This is a genomic window from Oceanobacillus sp. FSL W7-1293, from assembly GCF_037969815.1.
Taxonomy (GTDB): Bacteria; Bacillota; Bacilli; order Bacillales; family Amphibacillaceae; genus Oceanobacillus; species Oceanobacillus oncorhynchi.
Genome location: NZ_CP150212.1, coordinates 3,610,795 through 3,632,109 on the forward strand (window position 1 = coordinate 3,610,795; position 21,315 = coordinate 3,632,109).

The window sequence follows — 21,315 nt, forward strand, 5'->3', positions numbered from 1 at the left end:
GCCCGGTCTTATTCTTCATTCCATTATTCCTCTGCCATTTCCGACAACACATAATGATAAACCAAATTCTCCGTATGTTTAAGAGATAATTCATGTGTGCGTTCGAACGCATGCGATGCATCAATTCCCGGTCCAATTAAGCCATGAACGACATCATATCCAGCTCGGATAGCTGCTGATGCATCGGATTGATAGTACGGATAAATATCTAATTGATATTCGATGCCGTTCGCTTTCGCAATTTCTGTAAGATGATTGCGCAGACCATAATGGTACGGCCCGGAAGCATCCTTTACACAAATCGATACTGTATATTCATCGGTTCTTTGTCCGTCTCCGATAGCTCCCATATCAACTGCTAGGTATTCTACCGTTTCCGGCGGGATATTCGAATTCCCGCCATAGCCGATTTCTTCATTATTGGAAAAGAGAAAATGCGTTGTGTAAGGCAGCTCTGTCTGATCTGCTGTCAGCTTTTCAATCACGTTGATTAAGATTGCTGCACTTGCTTTATCATCCAAATGACGCGATTTAATAAAGCCGGATTCTGTTAATTCTACTCGCGGGTCAAAGGAAATAAAATCGCCTACTTCTATTCCCAATTTACGGGTGTCTTCTTCATTCTTCACCACTTCGTCAATACGCACTTCCATATTTTCCGTATCTCTTTTCAGTTCGCCTGCTTTTCGATACACATGGACAGCGGTTTGATGCATTAAAATCGTTCCCGTATATTTTTCTCCGCTCACGGTATGGATGGTACAATATTCCCCTTCCACAAAATTTAGCGGGAAGCCGCCGATGACTTGTATTTTCAGGCGGCCGTCTGCTTTGATTTCTTTAACAATGGCTCCTAGTGTGTCTACATGCGCTGTCAAGAAGCGATGTTTTGAAGTATCCTTCCCTGGCAGCGTTGCAATCAGACCGCCTTTATTGTTGCGTTTGGTTTGTACGTTACTTTTCGCTAATCGGTTTTCAATAAATTGAATGGCATCTTTAGTATAGCCGCTTGGACTTGCTATTTTCACTAAATCTTTAATTAGTGTTTTCGTTTCCTCTACATTGGGAAAACTACTCATTATATTACCTCCTCCAGGTTTTGAAATGAAGATGAACTTGTCTATTACAGTTTATCAGAAAACGCAGCGTTCGATAAAGCGCATCTCAACAGCGCATTTCACTTTCTTAGCGGCCTTACGCACAAGTCTTCAGGTACGCACAAAATTACATTTATACCAAAATAGAAAAGCCTTCCTTTTATGTTTGCCTGGAAATTGCATTGTCATGAATTGTTCATAGTTCAAGGAAATGTTACTTTTTTGATTTGACTATACTTGTCTTACACTTTATTCTGCTATAAGCTTAAATCTGGAGAAATTATACTGAATTCAATAAATAGAAGGAGGAAAAACGATGAAAAAACTTACAGGGGCGTTCGCTTTTGTTGTCTTACTTTTCGCATTTAGTGCAAGTCCTGTCTTTGCACATACACATCTTGATACGTCTGATCCAGAGGAAGGCTCAACGGTAACAGAGACGTTAGACGATATTACGCTGTATTTTGAAACAGTGATTGAAGATAGTGCTGTGATGGAACTCCATGCAGAGGACGGCACAGAAATTGCGCTTGATAATCTGACTGTCAATGAAGATGAATTTTCTGCTGATGTGACGGAGCCTTTAGAAAATGGAACATATACACTCAGCTGGGATATTATCGGCGTAGATGGTCATCCAATGGAAGACTCTATTTCATTCGAAGTGGACATAGAGGAGTCTGCCGTTGAGGAAGAGGAAGACACAACTGCTGCGGAAGATGCAGAAAATACAGATGATGCATCCGAAGAGCAGGCTGATGAAAATGAAGCAGCCGCAGAAAATGATGTGCAGGAAGAAGCTGCAGATGATACGAATTCCAATACCTTGCTAATTGCTGTGCTGGTTATTGCTATTGTCGCTGTCATCGCAATTGTACTACTAAAAAGGAAGAAATAATGTATGTTTTATGTAACCATTTTTACGGAAACGTTCTTATATTTTTGCCTTGCATTTTTAGCGGGAAGCTTTCTGATTCGATTGCTTCCTGCCACTTCTCATATCAGGGTTAACATATCTTCCAATCTGCAGCTTGCTGCAGTCTGGGGGATTGCTTTATTTGCATTTGTCCCTCTTATCCAGTTAATAACTCATATCGCAGGCCGTTCTACCTTAGGCTCCGCGTTTGAAGATGTTCTATTATCCTTTCGAATTGGAAATGCATGGCTATTCTTATTTATTATTTGTATTCTTTTCAGTGTTTACATTGCTTATATCAAAAATACAGACAGTAAACAGGCAGCTTGGGTCGGAATGGTGTTCACAGGCTTTGCGGCATTTGGAGTCGGCTGGGCGAGCCATGCAGGTTCTTTCGAGGGATTTCTTGGCGTCTTCACACATGGCGTACACATGCTGGCAGTCAGCGCGTGGATTGGAACGCTGTTGATGGCCTCCTGGTTTGTACCAAAGTCTATGGATTGGCAGCGTTTTGTCACCAGCTACCATCCCTTTGCACTTATCTGTTTTGTCATTGTTGTCTTAAGCGGGATTTTATTAGCCCAATTCACCGTGGATCTCAGACAGTATGACGAAGCCCTGCTCGTTTCTTATGGCCAAAGTTTATTCTTAAAACAATTATTTATCATTCCATTAATCATATACGCTATCTTTAACGGGATTTGGATGAAACGGCGTTTACAGGCCGATGCAAGCCTTCAGGCAAGACCTTGGATACGTGTAGAGTTCTTTATTATTTTATTTATCCTGCTGCTGACAGGCATCATGAATGAGCAATCACCGCCGCTTTACATGGAAAGCCTTATCGAACATAGCGGTTACGCTCCTATTTTAAATATGTTTTATGATGGAACCATGGATGGCGCAGCAATTAGCTTAGCTTTAGACGGCTCTGTTTTCTTCTTTATTGCTCTAGCACTTTCCTGTCTCGCCGGCAGTATCTATATTTTTAAAGCTAAAAAACACCCGGCGCTTTCTTGGCTCACCTCGCTGCTCTTTGTCGTCATGGGATACTTTGCTTTTATTCAAAGCATTGTAATTAACTGATTGTCTCTTAATTAAACTGAAAAAAGTCTCAAAATGGATACAAGCGCATTTTGAGACTTTTTTTGATGACGAAAATTAACCTATGGTGCAGTCTCTTATCGGAAGCACTCTGACTGCAAATATACTCCAAACAAAAACGCATGTGTTCCAAATAGTATTCAGAACACATGCGTTATATTTACATTATCTCAGTATCGTAACTTTTACATCTTTTCTTCCCCAGCTGAGTGCTTGAGATTGATCCGATACGAATACATCAATTTTATTTCCATTGATTGCTCCGCCAGTATCACGTGCTACAGCTACACCATAGCCTTCAACCTCTACCACACTTCCAAGCGGAATAACACTCGGGTCAACAGCGATTACTTTTGCACCTGGATTGTTCTTTAAATTAAATCCAGTGGTTGTAATGCCGGTACATCCGCTGCAATCAGCTGTATAAGCTGTTGATGAAACGGTAAATGTTTTACCTGAGCTTTCTTCGTTACTTGAACTCTCTTCTTTTTCTGCAGACTCTTCTTTTGGCTTGGAAGTCTCTTCTTTCGGTTCTTCCTTAGGTTCTTCTTTTTTCTCAGTTTCTTCTTTTTCTGCAGGAGCCTCTTCTTTTTCTTCTTCCGGCTCATTTGTGATTGTTTTTGATGCTACACTTGTCTCTTTTTCTTGATGGACTTTAGTTTCTTCTTCCTCTGCTGCTTCCGCTTCTTTAGCTGCTTTTTCTTCTGCAGCTGCAAGCTTAGCCGCTTCCTCTTCTTTTGCTTTTTCTTCCGCCGCAGCAATTTCTGCTTGCGTATCCGCTTCTAAAGAGGCTAATTGGGAATCTGTGATTTCCAGTTCATCTACAAGCGCTTCTAAGTCTGCCTGCTTCGTTTCCAGTTCATCCTTTTGTGCATTGCTGTCAGCAAGTGCAACTTCTACATTATCTTTTGCAGCGCTTTGATCTTCTTTTAAGTCATTCAAAGCATTCATTTTTTCAGTTTCTTCTTTTTGCTTGTCTTCTAAAGAAGCAATATCTGTTTCCTGCTGTTCAATTAACTTTGCATCGGAGTCTGCTATTTTATTCACTGCATTTGCGCGTGAAATAAAATCTTCAAAGCTCTGTGCGCCGAAGAGAACTTCCAGATAGTTGATGTCTCCGCCGGATTGCTGAACAGATACCATCCGCTCTTGTAATAGTTCAAAACGTTCCTCTATCTTTTTTTCAAGCTCTTGCATTTCATCTTCTAAAACAACAATATCGTCTAATAAAGCATCAATCTGTTGATCTGTTTCATCAATCTCCTGCTGCTTTGCTTCTAATTCATTTTCAGTACTTGCGATCTCACTCTTTAACTGCTCCAGTTCTTCTAATACGGAAGCAATCTGTTGTTCAGAATCAGATAGCTCTGTTTTAACATCTGAACGCTGATCGCGAATTTCTTCAAGATCATCAGCAGTTTCTGCTTGAACTGGTATAATACTTGAACTCATGAAACCAACTATCATTACTATCGCTAGCAAAAATGATTTCTTCAATTCTACTCCCCCTGTTCCTGCATCACTACTACATAGCTCTCTCTCTGTAAAAGGACATTGATCCTTTTGCTATTATGCAGCTTTGTGAATCATAGGATAAATTTAACACTATATAAATTCCTAATGAAGTGTAACATCTACAGATTGCAGAAAGGTTATAGAAATATTACAGTTTTGTATCGCAGGAAGCTGGTTTTCACCTTAAAGCCTGTCATACGAATGCTTATGGGTGTAATATTACATTCTAATTACAATAAAGAATATAAATGGATTTCCCAAGGTGAATCCTGGTCTTCAAATGTTTCCTCCAGCGATAATCCGATATCTTCCGCATTTTCAATCGGGACAGCAGACAGGATGTAATCCCCTCCCAGATCCTTCAGTGCGTCAGTATCAATAGCCAAGTCCTGAATCGGTTCATTTTTGTTTTTAGTATACATATAATCCTTTCCATGCTCGGCTACATACATGTACAGCCTTCCACCCCATGTATCAAAATAGTGTTCTAATGTCGGACTCTTATCCAGCTCTCCGGCAATTACTTCGCGAAAACGATGCTTATAATCCAGCGGGAAGCTATTGTTATACGTATCCAACGTGTAGAAGCCATTAAATTGAGCGATGGTCGGATGTAATCCGATGCTGACCACGCGGTAATCACTCGGATCTTCTCCAATATAATCTTGAATCGATGTAAACAGGTCCTCTGAATAAAACTCTTTAAAAGTCGGTGTGTTTACTTCCCGGTACTTAAACTCTTCTGCCTGCCCGAAAAGCAGTATACTCTGCCAGATAATCAGGACGGCAACAAGAACCTTCCCGACTTTTTTCAGCTGCCACAAAATAAGTAAAGCTAGTGCAAAGGCAATATACCAGATTGGCGGATCCATAAAATGAATCCGTGCAAAATTAAATGTATTCAAAACGGAAATGCTCTCTTTTAATGGCTGCCAGCCTTCCCAATACCAGAAAGCGTACCAGAAGGAGAGGGCTAAATTAATCAAAAACAGGGTGAAGAGCCATTTCGGCTGCCTGTTTTTAAATAAGGCAAGCAAGATAGCTATTAAAATAACCGGAATAATAATATAAGCCTGTACGGCCTCGTCATGGGTGTGCCCATATAAAAAATTCTCCCATGCTAATTCATAGCTTCGTTCAAAGGTATTGCCGCTTAACTCCAGCTCCTCCCGGTGAGAAGTAAAGCTGTCATCGAAAAACATGGAGGTAATCAATAAATAATCCTTCATCACAAAGATACCTGCCATGATGGCAATGGCAGCAAAAAAAGCACCATTCCATTTTTTATTGCGAATCCAGTCAATCAGCCACAGCAAGCCAATAACGGCTAAAAAGAAAACAAAGCTGAGGACAAAATTAGCGAAAAACGGAATCAGGCACAGCAGTATCCATGTATGCTTGGGTGCCTCTGTCCGATATTTGCGGATCATTAAAAAGACATACAGAGCCAGCGGCATTCCTGCTATAGAAAGAACCCCCGACGGCCAGTAGGGAAGCATTGCAAAAGCAAGCGAAACGCCTACCGTTATCCAAGGTGTTGTCTCTTTTTTCACAATAAAACGCGTTAATAATAAATACATGCCAAAAAACGCTGCAAAGCGCATAATAGTCTGACTGATGGTATAGGCTGTGATTGGTTCAAATAGTACATAGAGCCAAAGCGCCGCATCAAAAGCAGACGGCAATGCACTTCTCGGCAATCCGTCAATCGCATACGGCAGCGGCACGTCTGTTAACGTGAAAATAGACCCGCTCTCTGCAAGTACTTTATACCAGACAATATTAGAGTCCATGTTGTCATGGACTCTAATATGTACATCTTCTCCATAAATCACATAAGGAGATAAGTAGGCAAGCAAAACAAGGCAGCCCACCCATATCCATTTATTGTGCATAAAATTGCTGAATGCTTTGAATGACATATGCTACATCCCCTTTACTTATTCCATAGTAAAGTGGTAATCGTATCAAACGTTCACTTTCTATCGTTGTATATCTGTCTTCTCCAGAGAAGACGCCGCATGCTTTTCCTGCGACAGATGAATGCAGCGGGACATAGTGCGTTGCTGTCATAATGCCAAGCTGCTTTAAATGACGGATCAATTGACTCCGCACTTCTATATTTCTTGTTTTAATAAAAAATATGTGTCCATTGAAGGCTCTATCTTCTGGAATATAAGGAAGCTCTATCTTTCCTGCATCTGCAAGATCAGCCAATCCTTCTTTATACATTTGCCAGGTTCCGAGACGATTATCATTTATTTCCTTCGCATGCTCCAGCTGTACAGACAGATAAGCTGCATTCAGCTCGCTGAGCAGATACGAGGAACCAATGTCTCTCCAAGAATATTTATCCACTTCTCCACGGATAAACTGCGAACGGTCCGTCCCTTTCTCTTGAATCATCTCCGCACGCTCAACGAGAGAAGGATCATTAATATATAATGCCCCTCCCTCCCCGCAAACATAATTTTTTGTTTCATGAAAGCTGATCGTTCCCATGTGGCCAATCGTTCCCAATGCTCTTCCTTTATAAAAACTCATTAATCCTTGTGCAGCATCTTCGACCACCCATAGGTTATGTTTCTCTGCAAGCTCCATAATCCGGTCCATATCACAGGATACGCCGGCGTAATGAACGACCACGATGACTTTTGTCTTTTCGGTAATTGCCGCTGCAATTTGTTCCGGGTCGACATTCATTGTCCTTGGTTCGACATCTGCAAAGACAATGTTCGCGCCTCGGAGGGCAAATGCGTTTGCTGTCGAAACAAAGGTGTATGAAGGCATAATGACTTCATCTCCTTCTCCAGCCTCTGTGAGCAGCGCAGTTATTTCCAGTGCCGCTGTGCAGGATGGGGTAAGCATGACTTTTTTCACGCCCATATTTTCTTCCATCCATTGCATACACTTTTTCCCGTAAGGGCCGTTTCCTGATAATTTCTTTCCTGCGATGGCATCTTTGATTGCTGTATCTTCTTTTCCTATATAACATGGTACATTGAATGGTATCATGGTATCACCTCATTATCAGAATACCTGCTACTACAAAAGCAAAGCCGATGATTTTCTGTGTACTGATTGGTTCTCCAAATAAAAAAACCGAGAATATAAAAACAAGAATAAAAGAAAGACTCATAAATGGATAGGCATAGCTGATATCAAATTTAGTCATCGCAGCCATCCAGCTTAATGCCGCTAAGAATGCAGCAATAAAACCGGAGAGTATCCAAGGGTTCCAGACAAGCTGAAATAAAAATAGAAATTTATCAAAGAGCCCATCCGGCAATTCCCCTTGCCGATCCATTGTCCACTTAATAATTAATTGTCCATAAACGGTAAACAAAACGGTTCCAGCAATATAAAAATAACCCAAACCTCTCTCCCCCTGACGTTCCTTTGTGTACTTCAACCGCGATACGAAATAAATGGATATGTGTTTAATAGTGTGAACAACCTTTATTTAGAAGGAACCGTTCACCTTATGATAAATATCCTTCCCCGCCCGTAACCGGAATCCTAAGCCGATGAAAACATTTAATGACGCCGGATTGCTGGGTGAAATTGATGTAACCAGCTGCTCCCTGCCAGTACGTTCAAATTGCTCCTTGACACATGCAGCTGTAAAAGGTTTAGCAAACCCCTGGCCGCGAATGTCCTTATGCATTGCTAACAGCAAGACATTTTCTTCCTGATAAGCAAAGAATCCTTTCACACGGCCATCCTGCTTATAAGCAAGAATCAGCTTCTGATCAATCAAGTCCTTTACCCAATTTCGGTAGCGGAGATCGGCCATTTCATTCGGGACATGAAAATCACGGTGATACCTGCCGCCTTGAAATGCTTCTTCGGCAATCGTTAAAATATCATCTGCTTCATAATTTTCATGGAAGGTAACATCTCCAGCTTCTTCTTCTAAAAATTTATTGCGGTAACAATAGGGCTCCATTAATGTATCTGCATAATAAAAACCATATTTGTGAAGCAATGCCTTATCAGCCAGTGGGTCTACTTTAACGGTAAAATGCCCCTCGACATCTGCTGCAGCCTGCAGCGCAGCTTCATTATATTCGGTTAATTGAAAGGTATCAAGCGGGAAATTCCGGCTGTCCCAAGGCGTCGGCTTTAAATATTCACTCATTTTCCTCTTCCTCCCTGTTTCACTTCTAACGTTTCATTTTTTTTGATTTCCCCTTTTATGTCCTTAATTAAATAAATTGGGCGGTTCTTCGCTTCGTTGAAAATTTTCCCAAGGTAGAGACCAATAATTCCAAGCTGAAAGAATAGTAAACCGCCAATAAAAAAGATGGACACCATCACACTGGTCCAGCCTTGAACAGGCTCATCCAAAAAGAAATAGCGGAAAAATAAATATAGCGCATAGATAAACGAAGCGAATGCCATCAGAAAACCTACACCAATCGAAAGCCGGAGCGGTTTATTCGATTGGGAAACAATCGCATCTGTTGCTAAAGCAAATAATTTTTTCAATTGATAGGAGGACTTTCCTTCTTTTCTGGCATCATGCTGTACTTCTATTTTTGTTTGCTGATATCCCATCCATTGAATAAAGAAAGGGAAATAACGATTTTGCTCGCGCAGCTTACGAAAGCTTTCCACTACTTTTTTTCGGGAAATGCTGAAATTGGCGATTGTTGCATCTGTCTTCTTCCCGGTAAAATAATCATAGACTTTATAAAAAGCTTTCGACGTAAGTTTTTTTACACTCTTATCCTGTCTTTGTGCACGCTGCGCAAAGACAACATCATAGCCATCCTGGGCCCGTTCGTACAGCGAAGCAATTTCTTCCGGGCGATCCTGCAGATCACAATCCATCACTACTACCCAATCTCCTGATGTAAAATCAAGTCCTGCCGTGATAGCATGATGCTGTCCAAAATTACGGGACAAATTAATTCCTTTTATTTTTTTATCTTTCTGATGAAGCTTAAGCATTGTTTCCCAGGCATGGTCCGGGCTCGCATCATTTACCATAATGATTTCATAATCTGCTGGAATGGACTGGATAGTTTGAATAATGCGTTGTGCGAGCTCGACAAGGCAGCGTTCACAGCCATAGACCGGGACAACAACTGAAATCAAATCGGTACGTTTGTTTTCCATTTTGCTACATACCATTCTACGGTTTTTCTCAGTCCATCCTCTAAATCAACTTGCGGCTGCCAGCCTAGTTCCCTTTGAATTTTACTTGCATCAATGGCGTACCTCTTATCATGTCCTTTTCGATCTGTCACAAAGGTAATCAAATCAGAAAAATGCGCTAATTGATACTTTTGCAGTAAATCTGGTCTTTGCTCGTCTAATAAATAACAAACGGCATTGGTGATGGTGATATTTTCCTGTTCATTATTTCCGCCGACATTATAGGTTTCCATCGTTTTACCCTGATGATAAATCATATCGATTGCTCGGCAGTGGTCCTCAACAAATAGCCAGTCACGGATGTTCTTCCCATCCCCGTAAATCGGTATCGGCTCATTTGCCAAAGCCTGCCGGATAATCGTAGGCAGAAGCTTCTCATCATGCTGTCTTGGTCCATAATTATTCGAGCAGGAGGAAATAATCACATTCATCCCATACGTGTGGCCAAAGCTTTTTACTAAAAAGTTCGCTCCAGCTTTCGATGCGCTGTATGGATTTCTTGGGTCATAGGGCGTGTCCTCTGTAAATTTTCCAGATTCACCTAATGAGCCATAAATTTCATCCGTGGATATGTGATGAAATCTGCGCTCACCAAGCTCTCCTTTTTCCTCCCAATCTGCTCTCGCCGCCTGCAAAAGATTCAACGTACCAACGACATTTGTATCGATGAACGGGCTCGCATCATGAATCGAACGGTCTACATGGGATTCTGCAGCAAAATGAATAACCCCTTCAATATCATACTCTTTGAAAATCGCTGCTACGGTTTTCATATCTGCAATATCGCCATGAATAAACTGATGATTTTCATTATTCTCGGCTTCAGTTAAATTAGCTAAAGAGCCGGCATAGGTTAGCTTATCTACATTAATCAATTGCTGATCAGGATATTTCTGCTGGTAATAGTGGATGAAGTTGGAGCCGATAAAGCCAGCTCCGCCAGTAATTAAGATAGCCCTACTCATTTTCAACCAGTCCTAACATCGGATGATGGTCGATGGTATCCCAGTATTGCTGGCTATGCTTGCGATTGGCAATTTCTATTAAATATTGCCCATAATCGGTTTTTTCCATCGACTTTCCTTTTTCATATAATACATCTCTTGATATATATCCCAGATAGAAAGCAATCTCTTCCAGGCAGGCAATTTTAAATCCTTGGCGCTGCTGGGTCGTTTTGATAAATTCCGCTGCATCAAACAACGACTCCTGGGTGCCTGTATCCATCCACGCAAAGCCTCTGCCTAACAGCTCTACATGAAGCTGATTCCATTTTAAATATTCTTTATTTAAGTCGGTAATTTCTAATTCCCCTCGTTCTGAAGGTTTGAGCTTTTTAGCAATCTTCACTGCTCTGGAATCATATATATACAGACCTGTTACGGCAAAGTCTGATTTTGGATCATCTGGTTTTTCCTCAATCGAAATTGCTTTTTGATGATGATCAAATTCAACCACACCAAAGCGCTCGGGGTCTTTAACCCGATATCCAAATACAGTCGCATGCTGATGGTTCTTTATCGCATTCCGCAATAAGGTGGTAAACCCTTGGCCATAGAAAATATTATCCGCAAGAATCAGCGTAACATTATCCTTCCCGATGAATTCTTCAGCAAGAATAAAAGCTTCAGGAATTCCTTTTGGTTCAGCCTGTTCTTTATAGACGATTTGAATACCTAATGCCGATCCGTCTCCCAGTAATGTCTCGAAACGAGCGATATCTTCTGGTGTACTAATAATCATCACTTCTTTAATACCACCCAGCATCAAGACAGATAACGGATAATAAATCATCGGTTTGTCATAAACAGGCAGCAGGTGCTTATTCATACTATCTGTACTCGGAGACAGACGTGTTCCACTTCCTCCAGCCAGAATAATTCCTTTCATGATACACACCCTCCATCAAAATTTATTTTTATTGTTTTTAAAACATAGGTCTTGTTATTATCTACATTATTCCTTTAAAGACCGTTTTGTAAACTTACATTCTTGTTTCAAATTTATTTCGTGAATAGAAAAGCTGTTGCAGATTTACCATGAAATTGCCACAATTGTATAGAAACAGGAAATGATGCGGATTTATTTTATCGCAGGTGCCTGTTTTTAATATAATAAACCATCTCTATGTTTGCTAAAAATGTGTATGCGAATAATTTAAAACGCACTATTACAAACAGAAATCTGTTAGAGTAATAGCTAGAATAGAAATAGATAAAGTAAGGAAGATTTTAAATGAACAGACAGCAATTAGAGAAAAACATATACAAATATGCCTCTGAGTTACTTACAGAGAAAGGTTATGTCAGTTCAATCGATGTTTTGATGAAAATGGAGAAATTATCAAAGAAACAAGCTGAGGATTGGCGCTTTAAACGGATTCCTTATTTGGAAAAAGTCATTTCTCTTAATCTGGGGAAATTGAATCATTTGCTTCAAACCCTTAAAAAAATTGCTAAAGAGAACCAGTTAAAGCCTTCCACGACTGTCTATCAATCGTGGGGAAAAGGAGCAAAAAAGACATTACGATTCTCTAAAACAGGAAACCCGCATATGGAAAAATTATATTCAACACATTATATGAAACAATCAAAATAAGAAGAGGGAGGAGTTTGTACATGACTAAAACAAAGCAGCTGAAGATTCCAGAATTAAAAAAGCACCTGCGTACGTGTGATGAAAAAGAACTTATTCAAATAATTACGGAGTTATATAAGCTAAATAGTGATGCAGCTGAATATTTATCAGTTAAATACGGCGGGGATGAGGAGATACAAGCATTATTTGAAAAAGCACAGCAGGAAATTAACAATGAATTCTTTCCTGACAGAGGGTTTGGAAAAATGCGGCTATCCCATGCCAAAAAAGCCATATCCCGCTTTAAGAAACTCACAAACGATGAGAGAAAAACAATCGAATTAATGGTTTATTATGTTGAAATTGGCACTTTATTCACCAATACCTATGGAGATATTGACGAGAGATTTTATGATAGTATGAATTCCATGTATGATCGAGTCATTGCTGCTTGTGAGAAAGATGAGCAGCTTTTTAAACAGCTGCAGCCCAGATTATTTAACATTGTAGAAAACGCCAACGGTATTGGATGGGGCTACCACGATAATCTGGCAGATAGCTACAATTCTATCAACTGGTTAAATTCATAAATCGAAACTTCACTCAACGAGCGTTTTACGGACGGTTCTCCGTGATAAAATGTGGTTTTATATTAGAATTAATTGCCATACCTCCCTTCATTATTATAGATGGATAGAAAAAGACGCAGCCTATGGATTGTACACATAAGCTGCGTCTCTTTGTATTACATTTACCTGCCTATCGTTGAACGCTATCTTTCTCTTTTGCGATACATTTCCTAATATCCATCATCGCCTGCAAATGCATGCCTTCATGAAAAATCGTCCGTATTAAAACCTGTTCTATTGTATAAATCCCCATATCAATCGGTGCAAATTGCTCTGTCAACCGGTGCTGATACTGCTTTTTAATCACATTGGGCTGGTCTCTCAGCAAATTATTCAAGGCTTCAAAAGCTGGTGTTTCTGATGTAAAGTCTTTTGGCGATGTACCAAACTCAAACCATTGATTAAAATATTTCGTTGCTTCGGAGGTTTCTTGAGTCAATGCTTCTATCCAAAGAAATTGATCCAATTGAACTACCCCCACTTATCAACCTTATAGGCTGCTTGAAGTAGGAGATTCCTAAGAACACCAACCCATTGGTCAGTTATGGATTAGGCTAGCCCCGCAGTTCCTGCGGTTAATCGTAATGCTTCTTTACGAAGATTCCTGCTGGCGTTCCTATCTCTTTGGTGATGGCATTGACAGCTATCACACGTCCATGCACGCAAAGCGAGGTTTTTAACGTCTTTGTTTTGGTGTCCACAATGAGAACATAACTGACTGGATGGATAGCTTTTCGAAACTACAACAACCTGCTTTCCATACCAGGCCGCTTTATATTCCAGCATCGTTCGGAACGTTGACCAGGATACATCGCTAATCGCTTTTGCAAGATTATGATTTTTCAACATGTTTATCACAGACAAATCTTCTATCCCGATAATATCGTGGTTTTTGACTATCTCGGTGGAGATTTTATCTAACATGTCTTTTCTTTTATTCACAATTTTTTCGTGAAGCCGAGCTACTTTTCGTTTTTGTTTCTGCCAATTTGCTGAGTCTGTTTGTCTTCTGGACAGAATCACTTGCGCTTTTGCCAATTTCTCTTCTAATGTCCGGAAAAACCTTGGATTTTCATACACCGTTCCATCAGAAAGGGTTGCAAAATCGGTTATTCCGACATCGATGCCTACAGAGGAACCTGTCTTTTCATCGTATGCAACTTCCGTTTCCGCTACAATCGAAACAAAGTACTTACCAGAAGGATTGCGCCGGATCGTTGCATTGATAATACGTCCTTCCACTTCCCGACTTTTGGCAAAACGAACCAATCCGAGCTTAGGCAGTTTGATATGTTTATCCAATACCGCAATGTTTCCATTGACATGTTTCGTGGTATACGATTGAACAGGATTCTTTTTTGATTTAAAACGAGGTGCCTTATTCCGCTTCTTATAATAGCGCGTATAGGAATCATTCACATTTTCCACCGCTTTTTGAAGGGCAATACTATCGACTTCTTTGAGGAAGGGATAGTTTTTCTTCAATTCTGGAACCGCTTTGATCGCTTTATTTTTATTGAAAAATTCGCCTTTCCAATTATTTTGAAGAAGCTGTCCATTTTGTACCATTTCATTCACCGTATGCCAATAGTGGTCTTTTTCTTTTTGTTTTCCTGTAAAATAGTTGTAGACAAAGCGGGAGCAGCCGATTGTCTTATGAATGAAGGTGATTTGTTTTTTGTTCGGATAGATACGAAAACGAAATGCTTTTTTTACTTTCATGGCTTCTTACCTCCTCCTGTCTATTATATCAGAAGAAGGATGATTTTGGAACACTTGTTCGATTTTATATTGAACAAGTGAGACACTCCTAAGCAATCTTTTGTGCATAGGAGATTCATCTCCCCCTTACCTCTACGCGCTTGAAGAGGGAGTTTTCTCTCCTTTTTTTGATAAATAAAAGGCATGACGCCCATCTCTCAAAGAGCATCATACCTTTTATTCAACATCTATGCTTCCCTCTTATATTTCTTATCCGCAGCTGACTGCAAAGTTGATTTTTTCTCCGTTATTCCATACCAATACGCTGCACCAATGAAAACAGCTCCGCCGACAATATTCCCCAGAGATACCGGAATCAGGTTAGCAGCAAGACCTGCAAAAGTAATTGTTTCCGGATGCGGAATCATTAAAGCAGTTGACAGCACGGTCATATTGGCCACACTATGCTCAAATCCAGATGTGATAAAAGCGAATAAACACCAGAAAATCATGATGAGCTTTGCTGTTTCATCCTTTAACTTAACAGAGCACCAGACGGCCAGACAGACCAGAATATTGCAGAGAATCCCGCGAACAAACAGCTCCATAAATGGTCCGCTCATCTTGGCGCTTGCAGAGGAAATAATGAAATCAGCTGTTCCTCCCGTAGCCAATCCCGAATAAAAGAATAATCCAGCTACAACAATAGACCCGGCAAAGTTGCCAAAATAACTGAATACCCATATCCGCAGCACATCTAAAACCCTTGTTTTCTTTGTTAAAAAACCAATTGTCATTATCATATTATTTCCCGTAAACAAGTCAGACCCAGCCATAATGACCAGACTCAAAGCAATCCCAAAGGAAACACCCATGACAATCGATGTTCCGGCAAACTCTGTCGGAGCAAGCATCCCGCCGATAGTAAAAATTAAAATAATTCCTAGACCGACAAAAAATCCTGCCAGCATTGTCATGATGAGATACTTGCTTTTACTATGATTCAATTGTTTTACCTTGGAAACAGCTGTGTTACTGAAAGTGGTTATGGTCTCCATCATTTTTTGTTCCTCCTCTTTGCATCCCATTCTATCGCATTCTCAGACTTACTTCTATCCTGTTTTTCCAGCTCCTCTTTCAACTCTTTGGTAAGTACCAGGCCGGCGTCAGATGTTGAAAGTGCCACAGTCAATTTTTCCTGACTAAGCCCTGCTAAAGCAATAAAATTAGATAGCTCATTTTGACTTGTATCATGGACCCACTGGTTATCTGCCGCACATCGGCAAACATACGCGTTGACTGCTTGATTATCCGTTGCCGCAAAAATGAGATGTGCATTTTTTATATCTTGTGCTTCAAATTTTTTCTGCTTCCACACCACATCATGCATTTTAAATAGCTCCTCTCGTATCCCCGGACTGATTACGGTGATTTTAGCTCCTGTTCCTGCCAGTTCTTTTGCCTTACGCAGAGCTGTCTCCCCGCCCCCGATAATTGCCACCCTTTTTCTGTCGAGGTTCATCATCACCGGATACATCTTCTCCATCACACGCTTCCTCCATTCGCTTGATTAACGTTTTTTTCATCAGCTCATCAAATTCTAAGTTTGGGCAAATAACAAAAGTATCCTTTGAAGAGAAAACAATCTGTTCTATTTTTTCAAGCTGCAGACCAGTAAATAACAAATATGGCATCACATAAACTTTTTTATATCGATAAGGAAGAAATTCCAATGTTTCTTCCAGACTGGGTTTCCCCAGCTGCAGGAATGCTGTATACACCGGAATATCCAATTTCTGCTCAACGCTCTTTCCAATCTGCTGCAGCTCTTGAATAGGCCTGAGATGACTGCTCCCGCCGCCAACCAGCATAATTGCCGTATCCTTTTCATTTTTTTCAGTTCCGATACGTTTCACCACAAGATCAACCATATATGGATGTGCTCCAAACGGCTCCGAGATTTCAAACGAAATAAAGGGATATTTCCTTTGAACCGCACGCAGCTCCTCCGGAATATCTAATTGGTGTTGAATTGCTGAAAAAAGAAGAACAGGCACAATCAAAAACCGCTTTGCCCCATCAGCAATTAACTTTTCCATTGTCTCTGCAATGGTCGGAGCGGTTAATTCCAAAAAAGCTATTTCCTGGTTTGGAGAAGCAACCTCCTCCTTCACAGATTCAATAAATCTCTTAAACTGAGCTTCTCCTTCTTCACAACGGCTTCCATGACCAATATAAACCACTGCATCAAACATGTGTATCCCTCCCATTTATTCGATTTATTTTTGGCTGTATCCGCTTCTCCAATTTTATAGAATCCTTGTTACATCATGTATTCTAATATTCTCACATTTATCAACCTGCTTTTTAGCCGCGATTACACGTCCCGCCAAGATCATTTCGCTTATTCCTTACATTCTTTATACATTGTTAAATCTGTAAAATTATTTGTGAATAAATTCACAAATGTAGTTAAAAAAAAGATACCTTCCAGTTTTTCTTTCCAGAGAATAACTCCCTCACCGTTAGTGTAGCACATTCTATTTTTGAATTGCGTTGATTTTTTGAACAGTTTGTGTCCGGTTTAGTAATGTTGGGTGAATCAGCGGAAAATGCCAGCTGCCAAACAAGCAAGATGCTTCATTCTGATTTCCGGGACACAGATATGTTTAACATCGTGTTTCATATATTCGGCAGGAAAGAAGCATTTCTTCCCTGCCGAAATACAATGCAAATCATCTCTTTGCGGATAATAAATACATTCTCATACAGGAACATTTAAGGCCAAAACCCCAGCCATTTCCACCACGTAAAAGCAACAAGAAGCGTTATGAGCGTGCTGGCAAGCGTGGATAATAAACCAGGCAGGTAAAAGTCCTGTTGATTTATCATTCCGGTTCCGTGCACGACAACGTTGGGCATCGTTTCTACAATTAACACATATCCGAATAAAATGGTTAGTGCAGAAGTAAAAGCAATCACTACCGGGTCAAGATTTGCCTGAAATGACAGACTGATAAGCACAGGAAGTAATGTAACTACCGCTGTTGATACATTCGTAACCCCTAAATGGTAAATCTGCGATATTAAAATAACGATAAGTATCGCAAGCCATGGATTCGCAAATATATTTACGATTTGTTCCGAGGTAATCAGCACCTCCAGGATTTCAATGGCTCCGGATTCAATTAAGGCGAAACCTAAAGAGAGCGTTGCTCCAATTAATAGAACTAAATCAAAATTGACACCGACCAGCTTTCGCCATTCTACAAAACCTATTTTAGGCATTGCCATTAAAACGACTGCCATTAAAGCCGGGACGGTAGGATGATAGCCATGGAGCGGCTCTGTCATCCAGAGAATAACTGTTACCAACAGGATAATCATACATTTCAGTTCTGCACCGTTTATGCTCCCTAATTCCTTCTTTTTCTCTTTCATTTGGTTAGATAAGGTTTCAAAAGAAAAATTTTCAGGCGGGTAGCATTTCCAAACAATATACGGAATAACGATAATTAATAAAATCCATATCGGAAAAGCATATAACAGCCAGTCTAAATACGATAGGGTGCGCCCTGTATATAATTGTAAAATTTCAATGGTCAAAATATTCCCGATAGCTGCTGTTAAAATGGCTGTCCCGCTGACATTCCCTGCATAAGCTGTTCCTACCAGCATCAGCTTGCTAAAGTTGCTCCCCTTTTTCGCACCTACAGATTTCAAAATAGACAGAACAACTGGAACCATCAGCGAGGCGCGTACTGCAGTTGCAGGTATAAAAAAAGCCTGGATTTGCATAAGTAAAAACAAGCCCATAAAAATCCCTTTAGCAGATGCTCCCCACTTAGCCAGCAATATGTAAGTAATCCTGTCCATCAAAGAAGTTTCATTTACTCCTTTGGCAATCATCATGCCAGCCACAATTAAAAATACTGCCGGAGACCCAAAGCCGCTTAAGACAACATCAATGGAGACAGCGTGTAAAAATAGCAATAATACCATGGTAAGAACAGATGTCATTCCAAGCGGAAGGGACTCAAAAGCCCATAACAAAATTCCATACACCATGATGCTGATTGTAGCTTTTGCAGACCAGGGAATCTCTGCCGGCAAAAAAATCAATAAGCCGATAAAAATAATCGTAGATAGTAAAAACGTTATAATTTTTCCATTTACATGGATTCGACCTCTTGGTTGGTTCGTTTTTTTCCTGAATAACATAAGAGCAGCCTTCTTTTATCATTTTAATTTTTCCTATCTCAATGAGCTAAAAACTATTTTAACAGGAACCCCGTACCATGACAGCACGGGGTTCCTCATTGTTTGTCAGGACGATGCACTGACATCTTCCTGTACCACAGCCTGGGGCGGCTCGGATTTATTAATATATTTTTGAATTCCTATTAATACAATGGTAAGAATAATCCCAATCACATCCGTTTGAATTCCGGAAAGCATAAACATGATGGCAGCACCTAATAGAATAATTCTGCTATACCAGCTTGCTTTTTTCCCAAAAAACCAGCCTTGTACAGCAGCAGATAATAAATATACTCCTATCAATGCTGTAATGACCGCTAAGATGATTGCGCCCGTTGTCCCGCTTTCCAGCAATAATTCTGGACTGAAAAAGAACATAAATGGCACAATAAAAGCTGCAAGTCCAATTTTAAATGCTTCGACACTTGTTTTCATCGGATCTGTTCCCGATATACCTGCCGCCGCAAATGCTGCCAACGCTACTGGAGGTGTAATGGCAGAAATAACAGCGTAATAGAAAACAAACATATGAGCAATAATTGGTTCAATCCCCAGATTCACCAATCCCGGAGCGATAACAGAAGCGGCAACAGCGTAAGCGGCCGTTGTCGGCATTCCCATACCAAGAATAATCGAAATGGCCATGGCAAAAACTAATGCAATAATAAGATTATTATCTGCAATTGTGAGCAGCATCGAGCTAAAACGCTGACCAACGCCGGTTAAGGCAATGACACCCACAATAATCCCGGCGGTAGCTACAATGGCAATCAGTTGAATAGCATTTTTCATGCCTAATTCCAATGCTTCTAAGATCTTCATCAGGCCCATTCTTGTTTCCTTACTGAATAAGCTTAGAATAAAACAAGCCACGATTCCAACAGTACCTGCGTAAATAACAGAAAATCCATTAACTAATAGAAAAATAAGTAACACTACTGGTGTAAATAGATAGAATTTCTTCATTAATTTTTTCATGTTAGGCAGCTGGTCTCGAGATAACCCAACCATTCCACTTTTCACAGCCTGGAAATCTACCATAAAATAAACAGACACAAAATATAAAATCGCCGGTATGGTTGCTGCTATAATAATACTAGAATAAGGTATTCCAGTAATTTCCGCCATCAAAAATGCTCCGGCTCCCATAATCGGCGGCAGCAGTTGACCGCCTGAAGATGCGGTTGCTTCTGTAGCTGCGGCAAACATAGGACGGTATCCAGTTTTCCGCATCAGCGGTATGGTCAAGGAACCAGTTGCAACCACATTACCTGCCGAGGTCCCGTTAATCATTCCCATTAGACCAGAGGAAACAACGGCTACTTTTGCCGGTCCGCCTCTAAGTCCGCCGGCTATTCTAAAAGCTACATCAATAAAATATTGACCAACACCGGACATTTGTAAAAACGCTCCAAATATAATAAACAGAATAATATATTTAGAGGATACATCTGTCGTTACCCCAAATACGCCGTCCAGTCCATAAACATACGTTACAAATCTTTCTACTGAATAACCATTATGATTTAAAATACCTGGCAGATATGGCCCAGCAAAACAGTAAAGAATAAAAACAAATGCCAATATAGGTAAAATCCAGCCGCTTGCCCGGCGAGTGATTTCTAAAACTAACAATAAACCAAGAAGCGCAACAATGAAGTCCATCGTAGTAGGCGCTACACCAAAACGGAAAACAAGCTGACTCAGATTAATATAAATATATAAAGCTACAAAAATAGCAACTGCAATCAGCAGCCAATCAATAATAGCCACTTTATTTGACTTTGTCTTCCAGCCTTTGTAAAGCAATAAAGCAAGTACGGTGCCAAAAGCCAGATGCGTGCTGCGGAATACCCAAGGATCAATTGGATTAAAATTAAGTATATATAAATGATAAAGTGCTCCAATAACAGCAATAGTCAAAAATAGATAGCGGACAAATCCAGATAGATTTCTTATCTGCTCAGAAGTTTCTATTTCATCTTCTCCAAGCGTGGTATCTATTTTTTTGTTTTCGATTTCCTCTTTCTTGTCTACCTGCTTTTCACCTTCTTTATTCCAATTTTTTTGGTTTTTCTCTTTTGACATGTATTGCCCTCCTTGTTAACACGCCGAAATGATAATATTGAAACTTTATGATAGCTTTTTATTCAAATGGATATTATCTATTGAGCAGGGATATAGGCGGGACTTGGTAGCCCCACCATCCCCTCATGTATATGAAATACCCTGCTCCCACTGTTTCATTTAAGCGAATTAATCCTTCTGATAAAACGCTTTCATTCAATTCATCATTGTTTTAGACCTTATTACAATAAAAGCGTGTTTAAGATTTGCTATAACAAAGGCTAGT

General features: G+C 40.2%; 20 protein-coding genes. 4 read left to right on the top strand and 16 right to left on the bottom strand.

What is annotated here, in order from left to right; genetic code table 11:
- Positions 1-23: 23 nt before the first annotated feature.
- Positions 24-1,079: a M42 family metallopeptidase gene (locus tag MKY65_RS17655; protein WP_339179113.1), complete on the bottom strand. Its 1,056-nt coding sequence runs from the start codon at positions 1,077-1,079 to the stop codon at positions 24-26.
- A 334-nt stretch (positions 1,080-1,413) separates the two neighbouring features.
- On the opposite strand from MKY65_RS17655, the gene MKY65_RS17660 reads away from it, so the two are divergent.
- Together MKY65_RS17660 and MKY65_RS17665 are read left to right on the top strand one after the other, a co-directional pair.
- Complete coding sequence (locus MKY65_RS17660) at positions 1,414-1,995, top strand: copper resistance protein CopC (RefSeq protein WP_339179114.1); 582 nt, start codon at positions 1,414-1,416, stop codon at positions 1,993-1,995.
- A gap of 3 nt (positions 1,996-1,998) precedes the next feature.
- Complete coding sequence (locus MKY65_RS17665) at positions 1,999-3,099, top strand: CopD family protein (RefSeq protein WP_339179115.1); 1,101 nt, start codon at positions 1,999-2,001, stop codon at positions 3,097-3,099.
- A 183-nt stretch (positions 3,100-3,282) separates the two neighbouring features.
- Here MKY65_RS17665 and MKY65_RS17670 read toward each other — a convergent pair whose 3' ends face one another.
- From MKY65_RS17670 to rfbA, 8 genes are all read right to left on the bottom strand, one after another.
- Complete coding sequence (locus MKY65_RS17670) at positions 3,283-4,614, bottom strand: 3D domain-containing protein (RefSeq protein WP_339179117.1); 1,332 nt, start codon at positions 4,612-4,614, stop codon at positions 3,283-3,285.
- A gap of 248 nt (positions 4,615-4,862) precedes the next feature.
- The gene (locus MKY65_RS17675; protein ID WP_339179118.1) at positions 4,863-6,554 is read right to left on the bottom strand and encodes a DUF6044 family protein; all 1,692 of its coding nucleotides are present in this window, start codon (positions 6,552-6,554) and stop codon (positions 4,863-4,865) included.
- Positions 6,517-7,647: a dTDP-4-amino-4,6-dideoxygalactose transaminase gene (gene rffA, locus MKY65_RS17680; protein WP_339179119.1), complete on the bottom strand. Its 1,131-nt coding sequence runs from the start codon at positions 7,645-7,647 to the stop codon at positions 6,517-6,519. The genes MKY65_RS17675 and rffA overlap by 38 nt, the downstream gene beginning before the upstream one ends.
- A gap of 4 nt (positions 7,648-7,651) precedes the next feature.
- Positions 7,652-8,008: an EamA family transporter gene (locus tag MKY65_RS17685; RefSeq protein WP_042530485.1), complete on the bottom strand. Its 357-nt coding sequence runs from the start codon at positions 8,006-8,008 to the stop codon at positions 7,652-7,654.
- Positions 8,009-8,095: 87 nt separating this feature from the next.
- Positions 8,096-8,773 (bottom strand): GNAT family protein, encoded by a 678-nt coding sequence (locus MKY65_RS17690; protein WP_339179121.1) that lies wholly within the window; start codon positions 8,771-8,773, stop codon positions 8,096-8,098.
- The gene (locus tag MKY65_RS17695; RefSeq protein WP_339179123.1) at positions 8,770-9,756 is read right to left on the bottom strand and encodes a glycosyltransferase family 2 protein; all 987 of its coding nucleotides are present in this window, start codon (positions 9,754-9,756) and stop codon (positions 8,770-8,772) included. Before MKY65_RS17695 ends, MKY65_RS17690 begins: the two co-directional genes overlap by 4 nt.
- Positions 9,732-10,760, bottom strand: coding sequence for a dTDP-glucose 4,6-dehydratase (rfbB, locus tag MKY65_RS17700; protein WP_339179125.1), 1,029 nt, complete (start codon positions 10,758-10,760; stop codon positions 9,732-9,734). Before rfbB ends, MKY65_RS17695 begins: the two co-directional genes overlap by 25 nt.
- Complete coding sequence (rfbA, locus tag MKY65_RS17705; RefSeq protein WP_193063530.1) at positions 10,753-11,685, bottom strand: glucose-1-phosphate thymidylyltransferase RfbA; 933 nt, start codon at positions 11,683-11,685, stop codon at positions 10,753-10,755. The genes rfbB and rfbA overlap by 8 nt, the downstream gene beginning before the upstream one ends.
- A gap of 345 nt (positions 11,686-12,030) precedes the next feature.
- On the opposite strand from rfbA, the gene MKY65_RS17710 reads away from it, so the two are divergent.
- Together MKY65_RS17710 and MKY65_RS17715 are read left to right on the top strand one after the other, a co-directional pair.
- Positions 12,031-12,393 (top strand): hypothetical protein, encoded by a 363-nt coding sequence (locus MKY65_RS17710; RefSeq protein ID WP_339179130.1) that lies wholly within the window; start codon positions 12,031-12,033, stop codon positions 12,391-12,393.
- A gap of 20 nt (positions 12,394-12,413) precedes the next feature.
- Positions 12,414-12,962 carry a DUF6155 family protein gene (locus MKY65_RS17715; RefSeq protein WP_339179131.1) on the top strand — a complete coding sequence of 183 codons (549 nt, stop codon included), beginning with the start codon at positions 12,414-12,416 and terminating at the stop codon, positions 12,960-12,962.
- A 169-nt stretch (positions 12,963-13,131) separates the two neighbouring features.
- Here the strand turns inward: MKY65_RS17715 and MKY65_RS17720 are convergent, their stop codons facing one another.
- The 7 genes from MKY65_RS17720 to MKY65_RS17750 all read right to left on the bottom strand — a co-directional run bounded on the left by MKY65_RS17720 (position 13,132) and on the right by MKY65_RS17750 (position 21,050).
- The gene (locus MKY65_RS17720; RefSeq protein WP_339179133.1) at positions 13,132-13,467 is read right to left on the bottom strand and encodes a hypothetical protein; all 336 of its coding nucleotides are present in this window, start codon (positions 13,465-13,467) and stop codon (positions 13,132-13,134) included.
- An 83-nt stretch (positions 13,468-13,550) separates the two neighbouring features.
- On the bottom strand, positions 13,551-14,723 hold the full coding sequence (gene tnpB / locus MKY65_RS17725; protein ID WP_339179135.1) for an IS200/IS605 family element RNA-guided endonuclease TnpB: 1,173 nt from the start codon (positions 14,721-14,723) through the stop codon (positions 13,551-13,553).
- A gap of 227 nt (positions 14,724-14,950) precedes the next feature.
- Complete coding sequence (locus MKY65_RS17730; protein WP_339179138.1) at positions 14,951-15,763, bottom strand: formate/nitrite transporter family protein; 813 nt, start codon at positions 15,761-15,763, stop codon at positions 14,951-14,953.
- Entirely contained in the window at positions 15,760-16,248 is a 489-nt protein-coding gene (locus MKY65_RS17735; protein ID WP_339179140.1) for an NAD(P)-dependent oxidoreductase, read from the bottom strand. The genes MKY65_RS17730 and MKY65_RS17735 overlap by 4 nt, the downstream gene beginning before the upstream one ends.
- Positions 16,166-16,957 carry a sirohydrochlorin chelatase gene (locus MKY65_RS17740; protein WP_339179143.1) on the bottom strand — a complete coding sequence of 264 codons (792 nt, stop codon included), beginning with the start codon at positions 16,955-16,957 and terminating at the stop codon, positions 16,166-16,168. Before MKY65_RS17740 ends, MKY65_RS17735 begins: the two co-directional genes overlap by 83 nt.
- 523 nt (positions 16,958-17,480) lie before the next feature.
- Positions 17,481-18,923, bottom strand: a complete 1,443-nt coding sequence (locus MKY65_RS17745; RefSeq protein WP_339179146.1) for an SLC13 family permease — start codon at positions 18,921-18,923, stop codon at positions 17,481-17,483.
- Positions 18,924-19,028: 105 nt separating this feature from the next.
- Entirely contained in the window at positions 19,029-21,050 is a 2,022-nt protein-coding gene (locus MKY65_RS17750) for a TRAP transporter permease (RefSeq protein ID WP_339179148.1), read from the bottom strand.
- Between the last annotated feature and the right edge of the window lie 265 nt (positions 21,051-21,315).

Coding starts and splice junctions, on each gene's coding strand:
- MKY65_RS17740 (WP_339179143.1), bottom strand. CDS start 16,957: ATGTTTGATGCAGTGGTTTATATTGGTCATGGAAGCCGTTGTGAAGAA.
- MKY65_RS17745 (WP_339179146.1), bottom strand. CDS start 18,923: ATGTTATTCAGGAAAAAAACGAACCAACCAAGAGGTCGAATCCATGTA.
- MKY65_RS17750 (WP_339179148.1), bottom strand. CDS start 21,050: ATGTCAAAAGAGAAAAACCAAAAAAATTGGAATAAAGAAGGTGAAAAG.
- MKY65_RS17735 (WP_339179140.1), bottom strand. CDS start 16,248: ATGGAGAAGATGTATCCGGTGATGATGAACCTCGACAGAAAAAGGGTG.
- rfbB (WP_339179125.1), bottom strand. CDS start 10,760: ATGAGTAGGGCTATCTTAATTACTGGCGGAGCTGGCTTTATCGGCTCC.
- MKY65_RS17675 (WP_339179118.1), bottom strand. CDS start 6,554: ATGTCATTCAAAGCATTCAGCAATTTTATGCACAATAAATGGATATGG.
- MKY65_RS17695 (WP_339179123.1), bottom strand. CDS start 9,756: ATGGAAAACAAACGTACCGATTTGATTTCAGTTGTTGTCCCGGTCTAT.
- MKY65_RS17710 (WP_339179130.1), top strand. CDS start 12,031: ATGAACAGACAGCAATTAGAGAAAAACATATACAAATATGCCTCTGAG.
- MKY65_RS17715 (WP_339179131.1), top strand. CDS start 12,414: ATGACTAAAACAAAGCAGCTGAAGATTCCAGAATTAAAAAAGCACCTG.
- tnpB (WP_339179135.1), bottom strand. CDS start 14,723: ATGAAAGTAAAAAAAGCATTTCGTTTTCGTATCTATCCGAACAAAAAA.
- MKY65_RS17665 (WP_339179115.1), top strand. CDS start 1,999: ATGTTTTATGTAACCATTTTTACGGAAACGTTCTTATATTTTTGCCTT.
- MKY65_RS17730 (WP_339179138.1), bottom strand. CDS start 15,763: ATGATGGAGACCATAACCACTTTCAGTAACACAGCTGTTTCCAAGGTA.
- rfbA (WP_193063530.1), bottom strand. CDS start 11,685: ATGAAAGGAATTATTCTGGCTGGAGGAAGTGGAACACGTCTGTCTCCG.
- MKY65_RS17655 (WP_339179113.1), bottom strand. CDS start 1,079: ATGAGTAGTTTTCCCAATGTAGAGGAAACGAAAACACTAATTAAAGAT.
- MKY65_RS17660 (WP_339179114.1), top strand. CDS start 1,414: ATGAAAAAACTTACAGGGGCGTTCGCTTTTGTTGTCTTACTTTTCGCA.
- MKY65_RS17690 (WP_339179121.1), bottom strand. CDS start 8,773: ATGAGTGAATATTTAAAGCCGACGCCTTGGGACAGCCGGAATTTCCCG.
- rffA (WP_339179119.1), bottom strand. CDS start 7,647: ATGATACCATTCAATGTACCATGTTATATAGGAAAAGAAGATACAGCA.